We start from the raw sequence: 25,030 nt of genomic DNA on the forward strand, positions 1-25,030 counted from the left end.
AAGACCTATAGAGGCTCCGCGGTCTGGATGAGCGAATTGAGCACCAGCTTTATTTCAATCGCCGGATCTTTATGCCCTTGCAATATCAAGCCTTCGGACAGGGCGGTGAAGGTCTTCGCAAGCGCGGCATGGTCCAGCGGCGGTTTCTTGCCAGCATGGTTGAATATGATGGTAATCAACTTGCCCAGGGCTTCGCTGTTTTCCTCATGCAAGTCGTAGTAATGCTGTGAGAATTCTTCATCACGCAGGGCGATCAGTTGCAACTCGGCATCGAGGATCGCACAGCGGGTATTGTTCTTCAGGGTGTCGATATAGGCATTCAAGCCATGGCTCAACTGCTCCGCCGAATAGCCCAACGCCAGGGTCGCGCTCAAGCGATCGATTTCAACTCGCTTGAAGCGTTGAGTCAGTTGCAGGAGCAAATCCGATTTACTGGAAAAATTGGAAAAGAAGGCCCCTTTGGAAAAGCCCGCCTCCTCGGCGATAACGTTGACGCTGGCGGCATGAAAGCCTTTGCTGATCATCAGCTCAGTGGCGGTGTCGAATAATTTATCTCTTGTTACTTGCTGGCTCTCTTCTCGACCTAGTCTCTTTTTAATCACGCCCTCGGCTCCTTTGGCCAGTCAAAATATGTACATGTAACTAAATGCGACGAAGCGGCTACTCACTGTATGGAATCCATCTTCGCCATCATATCTTATACGCACCTCGTTCAATCATTTACATTTTAACTTTCATCCCGTGCCATGTATGTGCCATGTAACCGGGACAATCTTGGGGCACATGCAAGATGACTGCACAGTCACTTTTTTGCCAGGGTCCAGGCAAGTCAAAACCGTTGTGGTCTTTGCCTGAGCAGCGGGATGAAGCGCCTCCTGCCCACCTCAAAGCGGCATTTTTCCCGCCGTCCACGGCACACCACAGGGTAACAAAAATCTGCGTAATGCCCGGTTTAGAGCCACTGATTTGCTATTACCACTAAATACCACTTGATTCTCAGATACCGAATGGTTTTTAATTGCGCCGTTGGTGGAGCCCAACGCCTGATCCAGGCATCGCGTCCGTGACACGGTCTCGATGCAATGGCAGGTCATCCCACAGGAGCGGTATTTTAATGGAATATGCCTTCGTTACAGGCGCTACTGGCCTGCTCGGGAATAATATCGTTCGTGCGCTGTTGAAACGAAACATCAAAGTAAAAGCACTGGTTCGTTCCGCAGAGAAAGCCAAGAAACAGTTCGCCAGCCTGCCCGTGGAATGGGTCGAAGGCGACATGCTCAATGTCGATGCCTTCAGCCATGCCCTGCAAGGGTGCGATGCCCTGTTTCATACGGCAGCCTATTTCCGCGACAGTTACAAAGGCGGGAAACACTGGCAAAAACTCTATGACACGAATGTGACCGGCACCGAGCGATTGTTGCAAGCCGCCTATGCCGCCGGTATCCGTCGTGCCGTCCACACCTCTTCCATCGCCGTGTTGAAGGGCAATAAAGATCAAGTGATCGATGAAACCATGTCTCGCAGTGAACAGGAGGCTGACGATTACTACTTGAGCAAAATATTGTCCGAACAAAAGGTCCAGCAATTCCTGTCGCAGCACCCGGACATGTTCATTGCCATGGTCTTGCCAGGATGGATGTTCGGCCCGGGGGATATTGGCCCGACCTCCTCAGGCCAGTTCCTGCTCGACTTTGTCGGACAGAAATTGCCCGGCGTACTTCCCGGAAGCTTTTCCGTCGTCGATGCCCGGGATGTGGCCGAACATCAAATCGCGGCCATCACCCGCGGCAGGTCTGGAGAGCGTTACCTCGCAGCCGGCAATCACATGGACATGAAAAGCATTTTCCAGTCGCTGTCCAGCGTCAGTGGCGTGAAAGCCCCGGAACGAAAAGTGCCCTTGTTCATGCTGCGAATCATCGCGCTGATCTATGAAGGTTATTACCGGATTACCAAGAAACCGGTACTCATCAGTACTTCCACGGTCAAGCTCATGGCGCAAGAACAAGGCCGTACCCATTTCAGCCACGACAAAAGTTCAAGGGAGTTGGAATGCCAGTTCCGCCCTGTCGCTGAAACCCTGACCGATACCCTGGCCTGGTATCGAAATAACAACTACACAGATGCTTGATTGAGACACCTCATATAAAGCCTGCCTCTGTAGTACTTTTTTGACGCGCCCTATATCCAAGGATTGAAAGAGGTTGGTAAATGAAAAGCCTTTCATATAAAGAAGGTTTTCTGCATCGCTTTGTCGGTTTTTCGGAATCGTTCCCCGAACAAGTTGCTATCCGGCACCTGGATACGGAAGAAGAGACCGTCACTTACCGCGAGCTGCGCATCAAGGCCGAAGCCTGCAACGGTACCCTGACGGCACTCGGTGTATTGCCAGGCGATAAAGTAGCGCTGGTGCTGCCCAACGGGGTGGCGTTCATCGCTTACTACCTGGCGATTATCGGGCGGGGTGCCATCCCGGTCATCCTCAACTACAAGTTGACTCCCTTCGAAATGAACAGTGTCGTCAGCCTCGCCAGGCCGACGCTGGTGGTCACGACCGAAACGTTGTGGGGACAACACAGCGAGGTATTCCAGCCGGACAATGGCGTCAGGCACTCCCTGGTGCTGGACGGTGCGAGCGAACCGTCATCGCCTCTGCCCACCAATGCAACGGCCGCCTCTGAACTTCCTCGACAGCTCGAACCCTTGTCGTTGCCTGAAGGCAATCCGATCGTCTCGGTGCAGTTCACCTACCGTGGTATCGGCAGGCCCCTGGCTGTCGCTCACCGCTACCTCGACCTGACGCAATCGAGCGATGGCCTGCACGAGCACTTTCACCGGCAGGGCGTCGGCTCGGTGCACCTGGTGACACTGCCGCTGTATGCCATTTTCGGCCTGTCGGTGATGATGGTCTTCCCATTGAGCGTGGGCGCCACGTTGCTCATGACCAACACCCTGCTCAATCGCGACCTGGCCGAAGTCTTGTCCGAGCATCAGGTTACCTTTGCCTGCCTGGTGCCCGATGTCATCCGCTACTTCAATACGCGCCTGGCCAAACGCAAAGGCACGCCGTTGCCGCTACACCCGCAACTGATGATGTATTCCGGCGGCAGCCACCTGCCGGCCGATGAAGCCGAGAAACTGGGCAAGCTGCTGGGTTGCAGTCCCGTGCTGCAAGGCTATGGCCTGACCGAGAGCATGCCGGTCATTGTCCAGAGCTCGATCGGCGAGGTCCATCGCGGCGCCATGGGCCAGCCGATCGACGGCGTGGAACTGCGCGTCGTCGATGCCGAGGGCCAGGACGTGGCACCCGGGCGCATCGGTGAATTGCTGATCCGCGGCGCGATGGTGATCGACGGCTACAACGATGCCGAGGACAGCAATGCCCGGTTCTTCCGCGAGGGCTGGTTCCACAGCGGTGACTTGGTCTGGCGGGACGACGATGGGCATGTGTTTTTCTTTTGCCAACGCCTGCGGATCTCGAAGATCAAGGCGCAGATGGTCGACCTGGTGGAAATCGAATCCATCGCCCTAAAGCACCCCGACGTGGTGCGGGCCAGGGCCTATATCGTCCCGGACCACAAGGAAGTCAACGTGCTGCACCTGTGCGTCGAAGGGAGCGGCGAGCTGACCCAGAACGCGCTTTGCACCCTGCTCTCGCGCTACCTGTCGGGCTTCAAGCTGCCCAAGACCATCGAGATCATCTCGCTCAAGGAAGAGGCACATGCACGCTAACAGCACCCAACCGGTACTGGCCGTTTTCGACTTCGACGGCACATTGACCGACCGGCACACGTTCTGGCGCTACATGCGTTTTATCGTGGGCACCCGTTCGTTCTGGCTCAGGATCATTCCCCTGCTGCCCAAGATGCTCAGCGTGATCCTGGGCATCACGCCGCTGATGCAAGCGCGCCTGGCCTTCATCGCCTGTTACCTGGGCGGGCTCTCGGTGGAACAAGAACGCGAGCACGCCAAGTACTTCATCAGCGAACAGCTTCCGCGCTGGCTCAGGCCCGAGGCGTTGCGGCGGCTGCAATGGCATCAATCCATGGGGCACGTCACCGCCCTGGTCAGCAACTCGCCGGAAAACTACCTGATTCCCTGGGGCCGGGTCGCGGGGTTCGACTATGTGTGCGGCACCCGCCTGGCCACGGCGAAGAACAAACTGACTGGCGGGATAGCCGGTACCAACTGTGTAGAGCGAGAGAAAGTCACGCGGCTCAAAGGCTGCCTGAACAACCTGGATGATTTTTACATTTATGCCTACGGCGACTCGTCAGGCGACGATGCCCTGCTCGGCATTGCCAACTCTCCCTTCTACAGAAACTGGTACTGATCGATGAACACTCTGAGCATGTTGGCCCCCCAGCATTTCAAGCGCCCTGGCAGCGCCCCGGCCGTCATGATCGTCGGTGCCGGCCCCATTGGCCTGTCCCTGGCAATCATGTTGAAAAAATGGGGCGTGGCGTTTCGCATCATTGAAAAGAACGCCGGCCCCTCGACGGCGACCAAGGCCATGGCGATCCACTCCCGGACCCTGGAAATCTTCAGAGACCTGGGTGTTGCCGAGCAAGCCATCAACGACGGCTTCACGATCAACCAATTCTCCGTGCAGTCGAACGCCAGGCGGGTGCTGAACTACAACTTCTCCTACCTGGACGCGACCTATCCCCTGCTCTTGAGCCTGCCACAGCCGCAAACCGAGAAGATTCTCCTGGAGCGATTGAAGGAACTGGGCGCAGAAGTGGAGTGGAACACTGAACTGGTGGACATCGAAAACCTGCCGGGTTCGGTGCGCATGACGCTCAAGCATGCCGACGGCACCGACGAAACCTTCACCAGTCGCTGGGTAGCCGCCTGTGACGGGGCTCGCAGCAACATCAGAAAACGACTGGACATGACCTTCGAAGGTTCGTCCTACGACCGCTTCTTCATGCTGGCCGACGCCGATATCCAATGGTCCGGCAGCCAGGATGAGGGCGCGTTCTTCCTGGGTGCGCAGGACGGTTATGTGGCCGTCGCACCGATCAGCGCCCAGTCCCGTTATCGGCTGTTCATCGAAATGCCCTACAACCTGCCCCCCGAAGGCGAGCGCCCGTCCTTGAGCCTGGAGAACTTCCAGCGCCTGTGCGAAGGACGCGGGCAAAAGATGACGCTGTCCAACATCTCATCGACCACCATCGCCTCGTTCCAGCATCGCCGCGTGCAAACGATGCAGCAAGGCTCGGTGTTCCTGCTGGGAGACTCGGCGCACATCGGCAGCCCCATTGGGGGTCAGTGGATGAACCTGGGGGTTTCCGAGGCCTATAACCTGGCCTGGAAAATCGCTTATGTCGCCCAAGGCCTGGCGGCCCCATCCTTGCTCGACAGCTACAACGAAGAGCGTTATCCGGTTGCCCTGGAAGTCGAGAACACCGCACACCGCCTGACACGGCTGATTACCGTCCGGCGGCGTGCCCTGGTCTGGCTGCGCGACCATGTCCTGCCGCTGTTGAGCAACCGGAAAAAGGTCCAGCGCAGGTTGCCGTCGATGATTTCCGGTCATCAGTACCACTATGGCAACAGTGACTACATCCAAGAAGCGCTGACAAAGAAGCAGCGCAAAAACTGGAATAAAAAAGGGAAAAAACCCGAGTTCCAGACCGCCGCGCCCCGCGCCGGGCAACTGGCGCCGGATGTCGAGTTGTGGCAACTGCAAGGGCTGCCCACGAAGCGCTTGATCGACCTGTTTCATGGCACGTTCACGTTGTTGATCTTCAGCGCGGCCGATCAGTTCTCGCCGTTATTGCCGGGCTACTACGCCTTGGCCGAGTCGGTGGAAAAGGACTACCCGGGCATCAAGGCCTATTGCGTGATCGACGCCTTGAGCAGCGCCGGGCTACCGGCCTGGCACTCGACACTGCTGGACCCCGATTGGCGGCTGCACAAGCGCTACCACGCCAAGGAAGGCACGTTGATGCTGATTCGCCCTGACGGCTACATCGCTTTCCAGGGCGCCGATGCAATGACGCTGGTGACGTATCTGAACGTAAGGTCCGGGTTGCTCAAGGGCGCCAGAAAGACACTGACTCGCGAGATCGACGCAGTGGAACTCCAACTTTAAGTCGCTCCATGGCTACTGCCAGTTTGCTTCATTGATATAAACACGGCCCATTCCCGGGCCGCGATTTCTGATCTTTCTTCTGTATAGAAATATCCACCGACTTTGGTTAGGAGAACCTTATGCGCATGCAACTTAACGATGTGGTGCAGGAATTCATCGTGTCCAATGGAAGAATAGCCCACAGCTATTTCTCTCTGTCCGAAAAGATCATTGAATCATTGTGCGAATCCAATATCGCCAAGGAAGCGATATTGCTGCGGGTGTTGGAACAGGCCGAATCCGTCACTGCTCACTATTTCAATGCTCATCAACAAGTGCTCGAGGGCGTTTATGCCCATGGGATCGCCGCCCCCGGCAGCCAGAATATTGCGGTGCTGGAGCCTGTTCACTCGAACCCGACAATACTGGCTCCGGTGCCCGCCGCCGAAACCGTCGAACAGGCCACCGCACTCAGCTACGGGCAATGGTTGCGCAGCGAAATAAGCACGGTGACCGGGTTCCAGGCACAACAGATCGACTTCGATCAGAGTTTCGAAAGCCTGGGGATCGACTCGCTGGGGCTGGTGGATATTTTCGAATCCCTGGCCCAGCACTTCCCGGAAAAGAAAGCACTCACTTCGCAGCTCTTCGATGCCCCGACCCCGACCGCCTTGCTGGCACGGCTCGAAGCCGATCCGCAGGCATCGGCGTCGGATGTCCAAGGGTGGGTACTCGACCAGTTGGCGGCGATCACCGGCTTTACGGTCGAGCAGATCGACCCGACACACAGCTATGAAAACCTGGGCCTGGATTCGCTGGTGCAGCTGGATTTCCTGGAGTCGGTAGTCGCCCAGTGGCCGCAGCTCAAGGCTCACAGTTCCGAACTGGCCAATGCCAAGTTCCCGCAGGCAACCATCGCCCTGATTCAAGCGACCCTGGCCGATCCCCAGCCACAAGCGGCGCCTTCCCCTGCCGCGGCAGCCACTCAAGGACAGGAGGAAAACCTGCTGCTCAACGCCCTGTCGCCATTGATCCCGGACGCAGCGCAGGCGATCGATATCCAGACGCCTTTCGCACAACTGGGTCTCAACGGCTTTGCCCGGGAGGCGCTCTGCCAATCCATGGCGCAGCAATGCCCGGCCAGCGAGTTTGCCGGTGAAGCGCTGATGTCCCGTCGCACGCCCCAGGATGCCTTGTCGCTGCTGGCCAGGCTGAGCTGAGCCCAGCAGCAACAGGAATGGAATCCGGGTGACCGAACAGGTCACCCAGCATTTTGGCGATCAGGAGACAGGGTATGAGTGGCGCAGTAACGACAGCGGGCGATTTTTGCTTCAGTGCGATGGCGGGCGAGTTTCCGGGGGCACCGTCAACGGAGGCGCTCTGGCAGTTGCTCGCCCAAGGGCAGGTCGCACCGATGGAATCGATGCCGACACGCTGGGAAGTGGACAAGGCGTCGATCTATTCAACCAAGGCCGGCGAGAAGGATCGCACGTACCTGGACAGCGCTTTTTGCCTGACCGATGACGCTTCGATCCCGTCACGGCACGAAGGGAGGCAGGTCGCCATCGGCAAGAAGGTGCTTCGGACGCTGCTGACCCAACTCGCCGCACAAGGCTCGCCATTGAGTGGCGAACGCACGGCGCTGGTGGTCGCGACGTCTTGGAGCGACGAGAGCTATTTCGTCACCGGCATGTCCGGAAAAACCGCTGCGCCACCGGGTTTTACACCAGGTGAACAAGTGGCGGCACTGGCCGCGGCCTTTGCCTTGGGTGGCCCGGCGTTATCGGTGGACACGGCCTGCAGTTCGTTCCCTTACGCCCTGGATATGGCCCAGGCGCTGGTCAACAGTGACCAGGCGGACAACGCGGTTGTCATGGCCCTCAACACCGTACTGCCTCCGGCGCTGTTCCTGGGGTTCTCGCAGTTGACGGCGTTTTCCGCGCGGGCGCGGATGGAAGCCTTCGGCCAGGACGCAGACGGCATCGTGCCGGGCGAATGTGCGGTCGCGTTTCTGGTCGAACCCGTCGCCCAGGCCCTGACGGCGCAGCGCCGTCCCCTGGGGGTCTTGCGCGCCGTGGGCATGTCCGCCGACGGTGCCGAGGGCTCGGTATTCGCCCCCGGCAAACAGGCCCAGTACTCGGCTTACCAACGTGCCTATCGCGGCCTCGATCCAAGGGACGTGGACTACATCGAGACCCACGGCACCGGCACACCGCTGGGAGATGCGACGGAGTTGGCCTCGTTGAACAGCTTCTTCGCCCCCCATCGCCCGGACGACCGGAAAATCACCATCGGTTCGATCAAGTCGGTCATCGGCCATCCCCTGGCCGCCGCCGGCGGCGCGTCGCTCGCCAAGGCCTTGATGATACTGCGCCACAAAGGCATTCCACCGCAGCCCGGCTACCGCCCCAGCACCAAGGTCGACGACACCTGCCTGCGACTCGCCACCCAGCAGGTACAGCCTCTGCAAGCGCGTCCGTCGGCGATCCGGATTGGCATTTCCAGCTTTGGTTTTGGCGGCGCCAACGCGCACCTGGTGGTGGACGAATACCTGCCCGGCGACCACCCTGCCGCAGCCCCCGCAACCACCTCCGGCGTGCTGATGCTGGACCTTGCCATTGTCGAGGCTGAAGCCGCGCTGGGCAGCCACCGCTCGTTGCAAGCATTCCAGCAACAGCTCGACCAACCCGCCGCACCTTCGGTCGTGTTTCCTTATGGGCGCTTCGTTGACTACACCCCGGCTCCCGGCCAGCCTTTGCTGGGCAAATTCCTCGCCCAGGACCACGTCATCGATATCGACGGCTTCGGCATGGGCCCCAAGCCACTGGCCCACGTCGATCCGTTCAAGCTGTTGATCACCGATCGCGTCAATCACTTGCTGCGGCGCTTGCCGGGCGTGGCCGGTTCGCCCGGCACCGCGATGGTCATGTGCTGCAACATGGGCGGCGAGCGCTTCAGCAACGCCTATAGCAGCGCCCACAACTTCTATTCCCGGGCACAAGGCGCGGCGCCGGGCGTCGAGGTGACTGACGTGGCAACCATGCTGCCAAACATGCTATCCGGCTACCCGGCGCAGATTTTCGACTTCAAGGGTTTCCATCAGACCCTGGTCGGCACGGCGGGCCTGCTCTGGCAGACCTTGCTGGCCTCGCCGCAATGGTTCGACAACGGCATCACCACGCTCCTGCTCGGCGCCGGGCGTTTTTTCAGCGGTGAAATCGAGGTCGAGCGCGCTCGGTGCAACGCGACCCAGCAAGGTGAAGGCCTGGGGTTGATCGCGCTGCGTCGCTATCAACCCCAGGCCACTGACAAACCCTTGCTGGTGATTCGCGCCGCGGTCCTCGCCCATGCGGCGGGCTCACTGGAAGAGGCCTGCCGGTTGTTGGGCAAAGCGCCCGGCCACTCTTTGCACGTTGAAGTCTGCGAGTTGCAGCCGGTTGCGACGCCTGCCAGCGGATCGCTGCAGGAAATCACCGGTTTCCTCGCCGAAGCCAGTGGCATCGAAACCCTGCTGGCGGTGATGTTGCGGGACGCGACCCATACCGTGATCGAAGTGCGCGACGCCGGCAAGGCGGTGATGTGGCTGTTTACCGAGCAGCTTCGCCAGTGGAACCCGACCACCGCCGAGGTCAGCTCGCCCATCAAGCATCCGTTCATGTTGCGCTTTGCCCATTCGTCATCCCAGGAACTGCAGCAAGTCATCACGCCTGTCAGCCTGGTCCGCGAGCCGCAGAACGATGGCGTCGACGTGCAGCAGCTCAGCGACATGCTCACCAGCACCCTGCTCTCCGGGCTGCGGGTACGGGTGCGCGCCATGGAAAGCCTGTTCACCCTGCACCGTGGCGATACCGCCCAGCAACCGGCGCACTGGCAGCGCAGCGCGGAACATAGCGTGATAACCAATGCCCTGCGCACCCCTCAGTCGCTGCACGCCCAACTCGTGGTGAATGAAGCGCACCCGTACTTCTTCGATCATCCCCTGGATCACATCCCGGGCATCTTGCTCCTGGAGGGCGTGCTGCAACTGCTCGAACTGGCCATGCCGCCTCTGAGCGGACGGGTCGCCTACATCAAGACCCTGACGATCAAGTTCCAGCACTACGTACAGAAGCAGGGCACGGTCGATCTGCACGTCGAACAAGGCGAAGACCCCCAGGTGTTCAACGCGAAAGTCATGCAGGCCGGAAAAGTGATGTGCACCTGCGTCCTCGCCATGGCCTACAGCTCGGCATTCGAGACCTCACCGGCCGGCGAATTCAGCGCCACGCCCTGCCGCGACAAGGCGCTGTTGCACAAGGCCAGGGCGGAAAACGTCATCGTCAGCGACATGAGCGGCGTCGCCCAGGGCCTGAGCGTGGACACCGTGAAACTGCCAGCGGAACACTTCTTCCAGGCCGGCGATCCCCAGCACTATTCGATGGTGTATTTCCTCGAAGTGGCTCGCCAGTGCTACATGCAAATTGCCCACAGCCACCTGCGGATCCCGCTCAATACCCCGATGAACCTGCTGGCCTTGAGTTTCACCCTGGACCGGCCCATCCCCAGGAACAGCCCGCTGTCCTTGGCGCCGCAAGCCGGTTTCGATGCGTCGCTCCAGGCCTTCAAGACCAACCGCATCTATATCGACCTGTTCAACCGGGGCGAAAAAATCGGTCAAGCCAGCATTACCGCCCAGGTGCTGAGTCAATCGGAACCGGCAGCCTGAGCATTGAATGGACCTGCCTACCCAGCATGACCGTGCCCCCCACATCCAAGGTGTCGCCGTGAACGATGTCAACGTGCAAGTCATAGTCAAATCGCCCCCTTCCGAAATCTGGAAGCTCTGGAGCAATTTTCCCGAAGCGCCGCTCTGGGATACCGACGTCCGCCAATGTCAACTCGACGGTCCGTTCCAGGCTGGAACCCGCGGCAGATGTGTCCTCAAGAATGGCTTGAAGATGCCTTTGAAACTGGAAGCCGTGAGTCCGCACGAAAGTTATCGCAACAGCGCCCGGCTGCTCTGGATCGACCTCGAATTCGATCATCGGATGCGCAGGCTCTCTGCTGATGAAACCCATGTCATCCATAGCGCGAAGATCTCGGGCCCGTTGGGTTTCCTGTACCGCGGGATGCTGCGCAAAGCGCTGACCAAGGCGATGACTACCGCACTGGACAACCTGTGCAGGCTGGCTGAACAACGGGCCATCGACACATCGGTGCACGGGAAAACCGCGACGCCCTTGCACCTCGTATGAACGTCTTCGGACACGCTTCGCCTACTTATCGATAACAGCAATATTTCGGATCTAGCATGAACCTACAGAAAAACCCCCGGTATCTTGTCATGGGCATCATTGGCCTGTGTGTTACCGCCCCAGCGTCGAGTTTCGCCGACACCCTCGGCCCCTATGTCACTGGCATGGGCGGCGTGAACTGGGTCGCTGAGCAGGACCTTAACCAGAACGACCTTGACTTCGTCGAGATGGAATTCAACCAACCGTTGCATTCCGGCTTCGCCACCGGCCTGGCACTGGGCTGGCGATTCCCGGTCGGGCTAAGGCCTGAAGTGGAACTGAGCTACCGCCGCAACACCCTGACCCAGTTCAATCACCGGGTCTACGAAGGTGGCGGCAGCATCGACGGCAAAGGCGAAGAGCAAGCCACCAGCCTCATGGCCAACCTCTGGTATGACGTCACGAACCTGCCAACCCCCTTGAGCCGGTTCACGCCTTATGTTGGCGGTGGCCTGGGCTACGCCGTGCTGACCATCACCGGCCTGGAAGCCGGCGGCGTCAAGTTCGGCGACACCCATCGCGACACCGTCTCGGCCTGGCAACTCGGCGCCGGGGTCGCTTACGAGCTCAGCGAGCACTGGTCCATGTCCCTGGATTATCGCTATTTCAAGACCGGCGAAGCGCACTTCGGCAACATCCAGGGCCTGCCCCAGGGCGATGTGCAAACGGAGTACAACGCCCAGTCCCTGATGCTGGGTTTGCGGTACTGGTTGTAAGCGGTAGAGGGCGCGGCGCCTTGCCTCATTCGCAGGGCGTCCGGTCGGTGTATCTTCAGACCTTTCAAGCGCCGTGATCAGTATCCATTCACAGCCACAAGGGCATCGCTCCCCCGCTGTCTGACAACAGCGGCGAAAAAGGCCGGTAGCGACATTGCGCTTTTTGTCGCGCTCAGCGGTGACCGGACCGATACCCCAAACTGGAAAATTTTGAGAGAATGCAGGCCAAGAACGCCATGGAATACAGGCTTTCCAATTTCCATCTCCGTGGCGGCCCGACATGTACATCCCTCTCTTCCAAAGCTTACGGGCACGCTTCGCCATCGTCGTGGCGCTGGTGGTGCTGCTCCTCAGTTGCATCTTCGGCACCGTTATCGGCGAATCCTCCATTTCGCGGCTCAAGGAGCAAACCGGGCTGCAACTGAGCGAATATGCCTACTCGATGATCGATCGCCTCGATCGCGACATGAGCAACCGTTCAAAAGCGCTTACGGTCCTGAGCAAGCTGGAAACCCTGCGCAACACGGCGAACCCCGGCGAAGCACGCGCCCTGCTCGACCACCTTAGCCAGCAATTCCCGAACTATTCCTGGATCGGCCTCACCGACGCCCACGGCAAAGTGGTCGCATCGACCAACGGGGTGCTCGCAGGCGCCGACATCTCGCAACGGCCGGTCTTTGCCAATGCGCGGGAAAAGACGTTCATTGGCGATGTCCACGAAGCCGTCCTGCTGGCCAAGCTGCTGCCGAATCCTTCCGGGGAAGCGATGAAATTCGTCGATATCAGCATGCCAATCAAGGACGTCGCCGGAAATCTCACGGGGGTGCTCGCGACACATCTTTCCTGGGAATGGGCTGCGGAAGTCGGTCGGTCGCTTTTCGACCCCTTGCAGGAGCGCCTGCCTGGCCTGGAGTTCCTGGTCATCAGCAAGGACGGCACCCTCTTGCTGGGCCCCAAGGACATGATCGGCAAGCCCGCCGGGATCACGCTCGATGGGCGCGGACAAAGCTGGTCGGTCGAGCGCTGGCCGGACGGCAAGCTCTATCTGGCAGGTGCGGCACAAAGTGTCGGCGTCGACGACTATCCCGGCCTGGGCTGGACCGTGGTGACACGCCAGCCCGCCGAGATCGCCTTTGCGGCTGCACGCGAGATGCGCAATGAAATACTCCTCTGGGGCGGCCTGCTGTCCATCCTGTTCGCGGTCATCGGATGGATCATGGCAGGTATTCTCACCGGGCCGGTGAACGTCATCGCCGAGGCTGCCGCGCGCCTTTCCGAAGGCGCCGATGTGGGGATTCCCTTGCTCAAGGGGACGCGCGAAGTCGAAACGCTGAGTGTCGCGATCCGGCACCTCGTTGACAGCCTCACCCGAAAAAGGGGTCAGTTGGCCGTGGTCGAGGGTATCGCCTACCGCGATGTCGTCACCGGCCTGCCGAATCGGGCAGCCTTGGAAAAATACATCGAGGCAGTACGCAGCGAAGTCGACGTACAGCCTGGCTTCGGCGTGCTGTGCCTGGATCTGGACGGGTTCAAGCCCATCAACGATTGCTTCGGCCATGCCGTTGGCGATGCATTGCTCCAGGAGGTCGGCCTCCGGCTCCTGGGCGCTGTGCGCGATGGCGACATCGCTGTGCGCCACGGCGGGGATGAATTCGTATTGCTGCTGCGCCTGCGTACCGGAGAATCCTTGTCCAGCATGCAGGGCGCCGCCCAGCGCATCATCGCAAAACTGGCCGAGCCGGTCGTGCTGGCCGGGGAGTCGATCACGGTCGGCTGCAGCATCGGCGGGACGCTGTGGACCGGCGGCGAGTTTGCCGATGCGCTGGCCCAGGCCGATGAAGCACTCTACCGGGCCAAGCGTGCGGGCAAGTCCCAGGCGAAATTCCATGACACCTCGCACACCGACGAGGCTGCACAGGCCAGTTGGAAAGTCTGAGGCGCTAGCGCAAGGTCTGAAGCGCCTCGCGCCCGGCAAAACGAGCAGCGGCCACCGCCCTGTTGGGAACGTTAAGCGCACGGATCAACGAAGAGACATGAATGCGCACGGTGAAGGGAGAGATCTCAAGCGCTGAGGCGATTTCCTTGTTGGTCTTGCCTTCGGCGATCAATTGCCAGACCTCTCGCTGCCGGGACGTGAGCTTGCTCATGTCATCATCGGGACCGAGTGGCAGCGAGCCCGAAGGCTCATACTTGACCCGTACTTCGCCACGGCGAATATCGGCGATGGCCTGGCCGACCTGGTCGGGAGAAAGGCTCTTGCCGACAAACCCGTCTACACCGGTGGCCATGACACGGCCAATGACATCGCTGTCATCCAGCGTCGAAACCACAATCATCACGGTGTGCGTGAGTGCCTGGCGCAACTGCGCGAGCTCGCTGATGGAGCCCAGGCCGGGAAGACGTATTTCAAGAATCAGCGTATCGAGAGGTTGTCCATTCGTTGCCAGCGTCCGTACTTCCTCCAGGCTGCCTGCCTGTTCGATCACTGCGTCAGGTATCAGGCGTTCCAGCAACACCAGCATCCCCTCTCGGAACAGCGGATGCTCATCTGCCACGATTATCCGGCAAATCTTCCGACCCGAGACGCGTCTCTCATCGCGTCCCATACTGCATCTTGACGACTTCACTGATTCTCTGCGCAACGCCATTGAACGGAGGCGTGACGGATCGGATCGACTGACCGCGATAAGGTCCGTCCGCGGGAAACCAGTTCTGGACAACGACAACCTGTTTCGGCTGCCCGGCCGAAACCGGGCCCGTGGAGATTTCATTGGTGAACTTGCAGGTATCGAACGTCCCCAGGGCCGTCTTGATCGTTTCACGCCCGTTATAGGTCAGCTTCTCGACGATATCGAACTCGACCGCTCCCCCGGCGCTCACCGCTTTGCTTTTGTAGCTGACGGTGACGGTCTGCCCTGGTTGCAGATCAATCGGTGTGGAAGCGGGTGGCTGGTAGGTGGTGGTCACCAACGATGCCCCGGCACCATGGCGATCGCCGTAACGAACCAGCCGACCGTCCTTGATCTCGGCGAAGGTCGTCGTCAGGAAAAACGGCGCATTGTTCAGGAACGACGTGTGCACCGAAGCCACCGGATTGGCGCCGGCAAACGCCTCGCGCCCGAGCGTCTCGGTTTTACCGCGACTGGTGCCTGGCGACAGGTTGTCGCGACTTTCATATTCCACCACCGTTCCGGCCTGGAAATCCGCCTCGTTGGTGCAAGCCGCAGAGGATGTCTCACTGGCGGTGGCAGCCGACGCACCGACGATCAAAGAACCCCAGCCACTGGCGACAAGGGCCGAGACGGCGAATGCCGTTGCGAGGCGCTTGCGATAAGCCGGGCAGATGTTGGACTTTCTGGCGGGTGTGTTTTTCAAAAACAGGTCCTTGTTCAAATAGGCTCGTTGCGGCCGGTCGAAAACCCGATAGCGCTCATAGGTTAGGGTCGAGTGCCGACCGGCGCTATAGCGCAAGTGTGCTATAGGCTTTGCCCTCGTTCTGAATGGGGGTGATGATCGAGACTACCGATACGCGCCAGAGCATGACATCATAAGGCCACTATTTTTGGTCGAGCCTGACGCGCTTCATTCTTCAGCCTTGAAACCGTATCAGAGGCTCGCATGACCGAATCACTGGAGCGTTTTGTCCAGGCGCAAGCGTCAACCTATGACCGCGCTTTGCTCGAGCTACGGCACGGCCGTAAGGAAGGCCACTGGATGTGGTTCATCTTTCCCCAATTACGCGGCCTGGGTATCAGCGAGAACGCCACCTACTACGGCCTGCGCGACCTGGAAGAGGCGCGCGACTATTTGCATCACCCGCTTCTGGGACCGCGACTGGAGTGCGCAACCCGCGCCGTCCTGGACTCGGAAGTCACGGTAGAGAAACTCCTGGGGACACTCGACGCCATGAAATTCGCGTCCTGCATGACGCTGTTCGCAGCGGCCGCGGGCGAGCATTGCGTGTATGCCCAGGCGCTGGAGGGTGGGGTGAATGTCGACTCAAGAACACTGGAACTACTTAAGGAGCGAGAGAGAAAAAATGTCTAATTACGAAACATGGACGTTGGTGGTCCAGGTGGCCGTGGCCCTGGTGGCCCTGCTGTCGATGTACCTGGTTGTTCGCCAGGTGGTCATCCTGACGGCACAACTGAAGGCGACTCAACAGGCTTCCGAGGCCCAGAGCATCATTTCGATTGTCGAGTTCCTGCAAGCCAGCCAGGCCCGCGATGCCCGGCAAGCGGTTCGCGCCACGCTGTCGACCCTGCATCATGACCAATGGGACGCCACCCATGTCCAGCACGCCTCGCTGACCTGTGCGAACTACGACGTCGTCGCGGCGTTATTGCGTGCCGACCTGATCAAGAACAAGCACATCATCATCGAAAACTGGGCACCGAGCATCAAGCACTGCCACCAGATACTTGCCCCTTTCATTGAGACAAAACGTGCCCAGCCCGGCGGCGACCGAAAGTACTGGAGCAACTTCGACTGGCTGCGCGAGCAGTGCTCTAAGGTCTGACGGGGTTGAGACGATGAATTCAGAAGTCATTTTCGCTGAAACGGTGAAACGCCTGCGAGCGGCCAGGCACCTTGCCATTTTTACCGGTGCCGGCATTTCCGCACAAAGCGGTATCTCCACGTTCCGTGATCCCTCGACCGGCCTCTGGGCGTGTTACGACCCAAAGAAACTGGCCACCCCCGCCGCCTTCGCCAAAGACCCTGCGCTGGTATGGGCATGGTATAGCTGGCGCCGAACGCTGGTTAACGAAGCACACCCCAATGACGCGCACCGGGCAGTCGCCAGGCTGACCCAGAGCTTGCCCCGCGTGACCGTCATCACACAGAACGTCGACGACCTGCTCGAACGCGCCGGGTCCAAGGAGGTGATTCACCTTCACGGTGATCTGGCCAGCGCGCGTTGCTTCCAGTGCAATCGTCCCTACCTGGGCGCGTTGCCCGTGGATGTCGGGCCCGACTGCGACAGCCTGGAACCCCCGCGCTGCCCGCACTGCGACGGCCGGATCCGCCCCAATGTCGTCTGGTTCGGCGAGGGAATGCCGGAACGGGAACTGGACCTGGCCTTCAGCGCAGCCCGCGACTGCGACGTCATGCTCTCCATTGGCACTTCTGGAGAGGTCTACCCGGCAGCACGGATTCCAACACTGGCAACCGAGCATGGCGCCTGGCTGGTGCATATCAATATCGAACCGATGGGGGCCGCTTCCGATAAAACGCTGGTGGGCGATGCGACCCACTGGTTGCCGAGGCTGGTCGAGGCGTTGGGCTGAGAAATCGCCTGCAAGGCTTGCCCGACATCGCTGAACTGAACCAGGATGTCGCCGCCCAGGCCGATCATGAATTGCCGCAGTCACGCTGTAACATTGCGTGAGGCCTCAGGACTGGATCGTCGGGAGTTCTACTTGAATGGTTTTACACCATCTGGAAGAACTCCCGGCTTGATGGTCACAAGACAGCGCTTCAGGCACAAACCCGCACCGCTCAAGGACCTTCCTTGAGCCGATGTTGTGCTCATAGACATAAGCCACCAGTTGCGTAAGCCCCCAGCGCATCCGCGCCGCCTCGATCAGATGTTTCAGGGCCTGCGTCGCCAGCCCTTGCCCGCAAGCGCGTTGATCGATGCGATAGCCCACCTCGGCGCAACCGCGTGGTGAATGAATGCCTTTCAAATTCGCCCGCCCCACTATTCTCCCGCTGGCGTCTTCGATCACAAACGGGTGCCAGGCGCCCACGGCGAAATCGGCCAGATAGCCTTCAATGTGATCGGTGACGCCCGTCCATGAATAAAACGCAGGGGCCCGTGCGTCGATCTGCGACTCGAACCATTCACGGTTATGGATTTCGAAGGCCAGCAGCGCTTGCACATCGGTCATTTGCAGCTCGCGAATTATGAAGGGTTTCACTGATGGCTTCTCCTGGGGCCGTGAAGCGCATCGTAAGGTCGAGTGTTCGTTCATGGCGAGGGTTTCTGCTTGGGCGGTCCTTTGTTGGGGCCGCTGCGCTTTGTAGGAGCTGGCGAAGCCTGCGATCTTTTGATTTTTCGCTTGGAGACTCAAGCGTCAGGGGAAAGATCGCAGCCTCGCTCCGCTCGACAGCTCCTACCCCGCGTGCCAGCGGGAGCAGGCGCCCTCCTCATGGGGCCCTAAACGAAAAATGCCCCGTACCTTTCGATACGGAGCATTTCTTCAAGGCTTCCCGCGGATTGCCAGGTATTCACGCGACGGTGAGTCTTCTGGTTCAATCGCCTGCAGAATCCAGAGCGATTCTGCAGTTCCTATCGGGGAACCCGCCTGGAGTCCTTCAGGCGTTTTGGTTCCAGGGACGGTCGCCATGCTCGTCCTTGATGCGCGTCGGCAGGCCCATCACATCGAGCGCCTCGAGGAACGCCTCGGCAGGCAGCTCTTCGACGTTGACCATGCGCTGCACGTCCCACTCGCCACGGGCCACCAGCAAGGCCGCGGCCACGGGTGGCACGCCGGCGGTATAGGAAATGCCCTGGCTGTCGGTTTCGGCGTAGGCGTCCTCGTGGTCGGCCACGTTGTAGATGAACATCTCGCGCGGCTGGCCATCCTTGACGCCCTTGACCAGGTCACCGATGCAGGTCTTGCCGGTGTAGCCCGGCGCCAGCGAGCTCGGGTCAGGCAGCACGGCCTTGACCACTTTCAGCGGCACGACTTCCAGGCCTTCGGCGGTCTTGACCGGTTGCTCGGACAGCAGGCCGAGGTTCTTGAGCACGGTGAACACATTGATGTAGTGCTCGCCGAAGCTCATCCAGAAACGCACGTTGGGCACGTCGAGGTTCTTCGACAGCGAGTGCACTTCGTCGTGGCCGGTCAGGTACAGGTTCTGCGAGCCGACCACTGGCAGGTCGTCGGTGCGCTTGACCTCGAACATGGTGTTGCTGGTCCACTGGCTGTCCTGCCAGCTCCACACCTGTCCGGTGAACTCGCGGAAATTGATTTCCGGATCGAAATTGGTGGCGAAATATTTGCCATGGGAGCCAGCATTGACATCGAGAATGTCGATCGAATCAATGCGGTCGAAATGCTGTTGTTGCGCCAGTGCCGCATAGGCATTGACCACACCCGGGTCGAAGCCCACGCCGAGAATGGCGGTGATGTTCTTTTCCTGGCACTCCTGGAGATGGTTCCACTCGTAGTTGCCGTACCAGGGCGGCGTCTCGCAGACCTTGCCCGGTTCTTCGTGGATGGCGGTGTCCAGGTAGGCCACGCCGGTATCGATGCAGGCACGCAGCACCGACATGTTGAGGAAAGCAGAGCCGACGTTGATGACGATCTGCGACTCGGTTTCGCGAATCAGCGCCTTGGTCGCTTCGACATCCAGGGCGTTCAGTGCAAAGGCCTTGATGTCGGCGGGTTGCTTGAGGCTACCCTTGGCCTTGACGCTGTCGATGATGGCCTGGCATTTGGAGATGTTGCGCGACGCGATAGCAATACGACCGAGTTCGTCGTTGTGCTGCGCGCACTTGTGGGCCACCACCTTGGCGACACCTCCTGCACCAATGATAAGTACGTTCTTCTTCAATTTCTTTATTTCTCCTTCCGCCAACTCAAGAGAGGCTGGACAAGTAGTCGTCGTAAACAAACTCGCGAACCACCTCGACGCTGCCGTCGAGTTGCTTCACAACGATGGACGGCATTTTCAGGCCGTTGAACCAGTTTTTCTTGACCATGGTGTAGCCCGCTGCGTCGATGAACGACAGCCGATCGCCGATGGACAGCGGACGATCGAATTGGTACTCGCCAAAAATGTCTCCAGCCAGGCAGGATTTGCCGCACACCATGTAGGTGTGTTCGCCCTCGCTCGGTGCCAGCTTGGCGTCCAGGCGATAGATCAGCAGATCGAGCATGTGTGCCTCGATGGAGCTGTCCACCACGGCCAGGTGCTTGCCGTTGTAGAGTGTGTCGAGCACGGTGACTTCCAGCGACGCACTCTGGGTGATCGCAGCCTCGCCCGGTTCCAGGTAGACCTGCACGCCATACTTGTGCGAGAAGGCCTTGAGCCGTGCGCAAAAGGCGTCCAGGGCGTAGCCCTCGCCGGTGAAATGGATGCCGCCACCGAGGCTGACCCACTCGACCTTATGCAGCAAGTGACCAAAGCGTTCTTCGATAGTGCCCAGCATCTGGTCGAACAAACCGAAATCGCCGTTCTCGCAGTTGTTGTGGAACATGAACCCGGAGATATGCTCGATGACCTGTTCGATTTTCACCGGATCCCATTCGCCCAGGCGGCTGAACGGGCGCGCCGGGTCGGCCAGCAGGTAATCGGAGCTGCTCACTTGCGGGTTGACCCGCAGGCCGCGGACCTTGCCGGCCGACGCCTCGGTGTAGCGCTGCAACTGGCCGATGGAGTTGAAGATGATCTTGTCGCAGTTGGCGAGCATCTCCTCGATTTCATCGTCGGCCCAGGCCACGCTGTAGGCGTGGGTCTCGCCCGCGAATTTCTGCCGGCCGAGCTTGAGTTCATACAGCGACGACGACGTGGTGCCGTCCATGTACTGCTGCATCAGGTCGAACACCGACCAGGTGGCGAAGCACTTGAGCGCCAGCAAGGCCTTGGCCCCGGACTGCTCACGCACATAGGCGATCTTCTGCATGTTCGCCAGCAGCTTTTGTTTGTCGATGAGGTAGTACGGCGTTTTGATCATTTTCGAGGCCTCCGGGCAAGGCGAGCCAAAAAAGGATGCGCATTGTGCCTTCACTGACTGCAGATCGAAAGAGCGAAAAGCCCCGTTCGCGCAATCATCCTGATCCGAATCGACGCTTTGCGATCACCGGACATACCGGCCGCCCAGGCGACCAAATGCTGAATCTGGCAAAGGGAGGATAACCAAAGGGCGCTGACGCTCGACCTTGAGCCGTCGCGGGTAACCGGCCTTGCACAACAGGCCGTTGATGATCAGTGTTTATGCATCAGGTCATGCAGGACACCAAACCTCAGGCCCGCTTCGCAAACGATCATGTCTGTAATGCCGAAGACCTTGAACGCCGCCAGCATGATCGCCAGGCCACCGGGCAGGATGCCCAGGCGATGGCTCTGCAAGCCGGCCAATCTGAGGCGGTCGACATGGCCGACTTCCAGCAGCCGCAACGACAGGCGCAACAACCCGCTGTAGGTAATGCCGCCTTGTCCAACGTCATTGAGGCCATTGGCCTTGAGCACTTTGGCCAACATCCGCGCCGTACCGGAAGAGCCGATCACCTGCTGCCAGCCCTGCGCGCGATAACGCGCCGCCACCGCTTCAAACTGCAGCACGGCCACGCGTTCAGCCTCCAGCAGCGCTTGAGCGGTGATGCGTCCGCCCGCAAAGTAACGCGCGCCAAAGGTGCCGCTGCCGATGGCAATGCTTTCCGTCATCAGCGGCTGAGCGCCCTGCCCCAGAATCAGTTCGGTCGAGCCACCGCCGATGTCCACCACCAATCGTGTCCGCTCGACACCGGGCACCGCATGGGCGACACCGGCATACACCAGCCGGGCTTCCTCATGTCCGGATAGCACGTCGATCCGAAACCCCAGGTGCCGCTCGGCACTGGCCAGGAACAATTGGGCATTGGCCGCTTCGCGCACGGCACTGGTCGCCACCGCCCGTACCCGTCCGGCTTCGAAGCCTCGCAGCTTTTTGCCAAATCGGGCCAGGGCTTGCCAGCCTCGATCCAGCGCCAGTTCGTCCAGTGCCCCGGCTTGCAGGCCCTCAGCCAATCGGACCGGCTCGCGCAAGGTTTTCACTTCCTGGATCACCCGTTGTCGATTGCGCTTGACCGACTGGCCAATCATCAGGCGAAAGGCGTTGGAGCCCAGGTCAATGGCCGCGAACAGGGGGGCGTCGCCTTTCATAGCGGTGTTCCTTGATTCATCAGCCAGCAGGCACAAGCGCTGCGGGCATTCCACGATGGTTTGTGAAGATCCTGCCATGGGTTCGATGACACCTGAATGACACCCCTTGCGCCCCAGTAACTGTTTTAGCCAAGGGCAGCGCATGAAGCACAGATGACCGTCACTACTATGTAACAAATTGCAACTAGCGTGGATGGCGCCTCCACGACCGAGTTTTCCATCATGCTTTCAACCCAGGACACCTTGGTACAGCGCATCCACCGCGAATTGCTCGATCACAGCGACGAAGAACTGGAGCTGGAGCTATCCGAAGACGGGCATGACCTGAACGCCTTGTTCGACGAACACGCCCCGGAGAACAGCGAGAAAGAAACCCGACGCCTGTATTTCAGCGAACTGTTCCGCCTTCAGGGCGAACTGGTGAAGCTGCAAAGCTGGGTGGTCAAGACCGGACACAAGGTCGTGATCCTGTTCGAAGGGCGCGACGCCGCCGGCAAGGGTGGCGTGATCAAGCGCATTACCCAGCGGCTCAATCCCCGGGTGTGTCGCGTCGCCGCCCTGCCCGCTCCCAACGACCGTGAACGGACTCAATGGTACTTCCAGCGCTATGTTTCACACCTGCCGGCGGCGGGCGAAATCGTGCTGTTCGACCGCAGTTGGTACAACCGCGCCGGGGTCGAGCAAGTCATGGGGTTCTGCACCGACGAACAGTACGAAGAGTTCTTTCGTACCGTGCCGGAATTCGAGCGGATGCTCGCCCGCTCCGGCATCCAGTTGATCAAGTACTGGTTCTCCATTTCCGACCAGGAGCAGCACCTGCGCTTCCTCAGCCGCATCCATGACCCACTCAAGCAATGGAAGCTCAGCCCCATGGACCTGGAATCCCGCCGGCGCTGGGAGGCCTATACCAAGGCCAAGGAAATCATGCTCGAACGCACCCACATCGCCGAGGCCCCCTGGTGGGTGGTGCAGGCCGACGACAAGAAAAAAGCCCGGCTCAACTGCATCCATCACCTGCTTGGGCAAATGCCCTATGAAGAGGTGGAGCTGCCGACCATCGAACTGCCGCAGCGGGTACGCCAGGAAGACTACTCCCGCAGTCCGACGCCACCGGAGCTCATCGTGCCCCAGGTCTACTGAAACCCGCCAGGCAGGGACGCCCGGCACCGAGCCCCCACTTCCACCGCTCACTGAGCCGGATTTCATCATGACGAACCAGACCCTGGCCATGGACTCCTCGAGTGCCATCGCCCCTAGCTCGAGACCGCAACTCAACCGCAAGCCAAGCGTGCTCACCCTGGTGGTGTTTTTCGCGGTACTGGGCAGCGGCCTGCTGTTTACCGCCTACAGCCTGATGCACGACATGAACGAACTCGGCACGGTGGTGACCACCTGGACGCCGTTCCTGCTGTTGGGCGTGGCGCTGGTGATTGCCCTTGGCTTCGAATTCGTCAACGGTTTCCACGACACGGCCAACGCCGTGGCCACCGTCATCTACACCAACTCCATGGCGCCGAACGTTGCCGTGGCCTGGTCGGGCTTCTTCAACTTCCTCGGGGTGCTGCTCGCCAGCGGCGCGGTGGCCTTCGGTATCATCGCCTTGCTGCCGGTTGAACTGATCCTGCAAGTCGGTTCCTCCGCCGGCTTCGCCATGATCTTCGCCCTGCTGATCGCCGCCATCCTCTGGAACCTGGGCACCTGGTGGCTGGGCTTGCCGGCGTCGTCGTCCCACACCCTGATCGGTTCGATCATTGGCGTGGGCGTCGCCAATGCCTTGATGCACGGGCGCGACGGCACCAGCGGCGTGGACTGGGCCCAGGCGACCAAGATCGGCTATGCACTGCTGCTCTCGCCGCTGGTGGGCTTCGGCTGCGCGGCGTTGTTGTTGCTGGCGCTGCGGGCCTTCGTCAAGAACCGCTCGCTGTACAAGGCCCCGGAAGGCAACACCCCGCCGCCCTGGTGGATTCGCGGCATGCTGATCCTGACCTGCACCGGTGTGTCATTCGCCCACGGTTCCAATGACGGCCAGAAAGGCATGGGCCTGATCATGCTGATCCTGGTCGGCACCCTGCCGATGGCGTATGCGCTGAACCGCACCATGCCCGCCGACCAGGCCCTGCAGTTCGCCGCTGTGGCGCAAGTCACCCAGCAAGCCCTGGCGAAGCACTCGCCGCTACCGGCCCCGACGGACCCGCGAGCGATCCTTACCACCTACGTTGGCAGCAAGGAAGCGACGCCTCAATTGGTGCCGGCCCTGGCCGCCATGACCGGCAGCATCGGCGCCGAGGTCAAGGGCTACGGTTCGCTGGCCAAGGTGCCGGCCGAAGCCGTGGGCAACGTGCGCAACGACATGTACCTGACCAGTGAAACCATTCGCCTGATGGACAAGAACAAGGTCGGTCATTTCGATGCCGACACCAGCGCCCAGCTGCAATTGTTCAAACAGCAGATCGACACCTCCACCCGCTTCATTCCTCTGTGGGTGAAAATCGCCGTGGCCATCGCCCTCGGCCTGGGCACCATGGTCGGCTGGAAACGCATCGTGGTGACGGTGGGTGAAAAAATCGGCAAGACCCACCTGACCTACGCCCAAGGTGCCTCGGCCGAAACCGTCGCCATGCTCACCATCGGCGCCGCCGACATGTTCGGCTTGCCAGTGTCCACGACCCACGTGCTCTCCTCCGGCGTGGCCGGCAGCATGGTCGCCAACGGCTCTGGCCTGCAGATGCGCACCATCCGCAACCTGTTGATGGCCTGGGTACTGACGCTGCCTGCCGCCATCCTGCTGTCGGGCAGCCTCTACTGGTTATTCACCAAGCTGTTCTGACCTGCTGTTCGCCGGGGCCTCGCCTGACAGAGGCCTCGGTTCTCCCGTCCACCACAGCCCCCGTGGGAGCGAGCTTGCTCGCGATAGCGGAGGATCAGTGGCAAGGTTCGTGACTGACACGCCGCTATCGCGAGCAAGCTCGCTCCCACAGGGAACGGGGTGAGTTCATAACCAGAAACGGTTAACATCCCTCTCCTTCGTCTACCCTCACAGAACGGCGTACCGCCATCCATGTGGGCGTGATGCTTCGACATTCCTTGCCTTT

The 25,030-nt window shown here is 60.2% G+C and carries 21 protein-coding genes; 14 read left to right on the forward strand and 7 right to left on the reverse strand.

From position 1 onward, the window contains the following. Positions 1 to 5: 5 nt before the first annotated feature. Positions 6 to 602 (reverse strand): TetR/AcrR family transcriptional regulator, encoded by a 597-nt coding sequence (locus BLU85_RS00180; protein ID WP_092204334.1) that lies wholly within the window; start codon positions 600 to 602, stop codon positions 6 to 8. A gap of 512 nt (positions 603 to 1,114) precedes the next feature. Between BLU85_RS00180 and BLU85_RS00185 the strand changes: the two genes are divergently transcribed. From BLU85_RS00185 to BLU85_RS00225, 9 genes are all read left to right on the forward strand, one after another. Continuing rightward, the gene (locus tag BLU85_RS00185) at positions 1,115 to 2,128 is read left to right on the forward strand and encodes an SDR family oxidoreductase (protein WP_092204333.1); all 1,014 of its coding nucleotides are present in this window, start codon (positions 1,115 to 1,117) and stop codon (positions 2,126 to 2,128) included. Between the two features lie 80 nt (positions 2,129 to 2,208). Then, on the forward strand, positions 2,209 to 3,729 hold the full coding sequence (locus BLU85_RS00190; RefSeq protein ID WP_092204332.1) for a class I adenylate-forming enzyme family protein: 1,521 nt from the start codon (positions 2,209 to 2,211) through the stop codon (positions 3,727 to 3,729). Next, on the forward strand, positions 3,719 to 4,330 hold the full coding sequence (locus tag BLU85_RS00195) for an HAD-IB family hydrolase (protein WP_092204331.1): 612 nt from the start codon (positions 3,719 to 3,721) through the stop codon (positions 4,328 to 4,330). Before BLU85_RS00190 ends, BLU85_RS00195 begins: the two co-directional genes overlap by 11 nt. A 3-nt stretch (positions 4,331 to 4,333) precedes the next feature. Beyond that, positions 4,334 to 6,097 (forward strand): FAD-dependent monooxygenase, encoded by a 1,764-nt coding sequence (locus BLU85_RS00200; protein WP_092204330.1) that lies wholly within the window; start codon positions 4,334 to 4,336, stop codon positions 6,095 to 6,097. A 119-nt stretch (positions 6,098 to 6,216) separates the two neighbouring features. Further along, the gene (locus tag BLU85_RS00205; RefSeq protein WP_092204329.1) at positions 6,217 to 7,296 is read left to right on the forward strand and encodes a phosphopantetheine-binding protein; all 1,080 of its coding nucleotides are present in this window, start codon (positions 6,217 to 6,219) and stop codon (positions 7,294 to 7,296) included. A gap of 74 nt (positions 7,297 to 7,370) precedes the next feature. Further along, entirely contained in the window at positions 7,371 to 10,781 is a 3,411-nt protein-coding gene (locus tag BLU85_RS00210) for a beta-ketoacyl synthase N-terminal-like domain-containing protein (protein ID WP_092204328.1), read from the forward strand. 7 nt (positions 10,782 to 10,788) lie between these two features. Continuing rightward, positions 10,789 to 11,310: an SRPBCC family protein gene (locus tag BLU85_RS00215; RefSeq protein WP_256326523.1), complete on the forward strand. Its 522-nt coding sequence runs from the start codon at positions 10,789 to 10,791 to the stop codon at positions 11,308 to 11,310. Positions 11,311 to 11,366: 56 nt separating this feature from the next. Further along, positions 11,367 to 12,065: an outer membrane protein gene (locus tag BLU85_RS00220; protein ID WP_092204327.1), complete on the forward strand. Its 699-nt coding sequence runs from the start codon at positions 11,367 to 11,369 to the stop codon at positions 12,063 to 12,065. A gap of 280 nt (positions 12,066 to 12,345) precedes the next feature. Further along, a complete protein-coding gene (locus BLU85_RS00225; protein WP_170847642.1) occupies positions 12,346 to 14,001 on the forward strand; it encodes a sensor domain-containing diguanylate cyclase in 1,656 nt (551 codons plus the stop codon). 4 nt (positions 14,002 to 14,005) lie between these two features. On the opposite strand, the gene BLU85_RS00230 is transcribed toward BLU85_RS00225, so the two are convergent. Together BLU85_RS00230 and BLU85_RS00235 are read right to left on the reverse strand one after the other, a co-directional pair. After that, positions 14,006 to 14,671 carry a LuxR C-terminal-related transcriptional regulator gene (locus BLU85_RS00230; RefSeq protein ID WP_092204326.1) on the reverse strand — a complete coding sequence of 222 codons (666 nt, stop codon included), beginning with the start codon at positions 14,669 to 14,671 and terminating at the stop codon, positions 14,006 to 14,008. Beyond that, positions 14,658 to 15,440 (reverse strand): DUF3108 domain-containing protein, encoded by a 783-nt coding sequence (locus tag BLU85_RS00235; protein WP_092204369.1) that lies wholly within the window; start codon positions 15,438 to 15,440, stop codon positions 14,658 to 14,660. Before BLU85_RS00235 ends, BLU85_RS00230 begins: the two co-directional genes overlap by 14 nt. Before the next feature lie 243 nt (positions 15,441 to 15,683). Between BLU85_RS00235 and BLU85_RS00240 the strand changes: the two genes are divergently transcribed. Genes BLU85_RS00240 through BLU85_RS00250 form a run of 3 tightly spaced genes read left to right on the forward strand, consistent with a single transcriptional unit; the run spans position 15,684 to position 17,353 of the window. Beyond that, the gene (locus BLU85_RS00240; RefSeq protein ID WP_092204325.1) at positions 15,684 to 16,112 is read left to right on the forward strand and encodes a DUF1810 domain-containing protein; all 429 of its coding nucleotides are present in this window, start codon (positions 15,684 to 15,686) and stop codon (positions 16,110 to 16,112) included. Next, positions 16,105 to 16,584 carry a DUF4760 domain-containing protein gene (locus BLU85_RS00245; RefSeq protein ID WP_060741778.1) on the forward strand — a complete coding sequence of 160 codons (480 nt, stop codon included), beginning with the start codon at positions 16,105 to 16,107 and terminating at the stop codon, positions 16,582 to 16,584. Before BLU85_RS00240 ends, BLU85_RS00245 begins: the two co-directional genes overlap by 8 nt. Positions 16,585 to 16,597: 13 nt before the next feature. Continuing rightward, positions 16,598 to 17,353, forward strand: a complete 756-nt coding sequence (locus BLU85_RS00250; RefSeq protein WP_092204324.1) for an SIR2 family NAD-dependent protein deacylase — start codon at positions 16,598 to 16,600, stop codon at positions 17,351 to 17,353. Positions 17,354 to 17,458: 105 nt separating this feature from the next. On the opposite strand, the gene BLU85_RS00255 is transcribed toward BLU85_RS00250, so the two are convergent. From BLU85_RS00255 to BLU85_RS00270, 4 genes are all read right to left on the reverse strand, one after another. Next, entirely contained in the window at positions 17,459 to 17,986 is a 528-nt protein-coding gene (locus BLU85_RS00255) for a GNAT family N-acetyltransferase (RefSeq protein ID WP_092204323.1), read from the reverse strand. Positions 17,987 to 18,383: 397 nt separating this feature from the next. After that, entirely contained in the window at positions 18,384 to 19,628 is a 1,245-nt protein-coding gene (locus BLU85_RS00260) for a saccharopine dehydrogenase family protein (protein WP_041476374.1), read from the reverse strand. A gap of 25 nt (positions 19,629 to 19,653) precedes the next feature. Further along, the gene (locus BLU85_RS00265; RefSeq protein WP_092204322.1) at positions 19,654 to 20,751 is read right to left on the reverse strand and encodes a carboxynorspermidine decarboxylase; all 1,098 of its coding nucleotides are present in this window, start codon (positions 20,749 to 20,751) and stop codon (positions 19,654 to 19,656) included. Between the two features lie 251 nt (positions 20,752 to 21,002). Further along, entirely contained in the window at positions 21,003 to 21,938 is a 936-nt protein-coding gene (locus tag BLU85_RS00270) for a Ppx/GppA family phosphatase (protein WP_092204321.1), read from the reverse strand. 222 nt (positions 21,939 to 22,160) lie between these two features. Here BLU85_RS00270 and ppk2 point away from each other — a divergent pair, with 222 nt between their 5' ends. After that, the gene (gene ppk2, locus BLU85_RS00275) at positions 22,161 to 23,078 is read left to right on the forward strand and encodes a polyphosphate kinase 2 (RefSeq protein ID WP_092204368.1); all 918 of its coding nucleotides are present in this window, start codon (positions 22,161 to 22,163) and stop codon (positions 23,076 to 23,078) included. A gap of 67 nt (positions 23,079 to 23,145) precedes the next feature. Beyond that, positions 23,146 to 24,765, forward strand: a complete 1,620-nt coding sequence (locus BLU85_RS00280; protein WP_092204320.1) for an inorganic phosphate transporter — start codon at positions 23,146 to 23,148, stop codon at positions 24,763 to 24,765. The last annotated feature ends 265 nt before the right edge of the window (positions 24,766 to 25,030 follow it).

The organism is Pseudomonas sp. NFACC14, from assembly GCF_900106885.1.
GTDB lineage: Bacteria > Pseudomonadota > Gammaproteobacteria > Pseudomonadales > Pseudomonadaceae > Aquipseudomonas > Aquipseudomonas fluorescens_AA.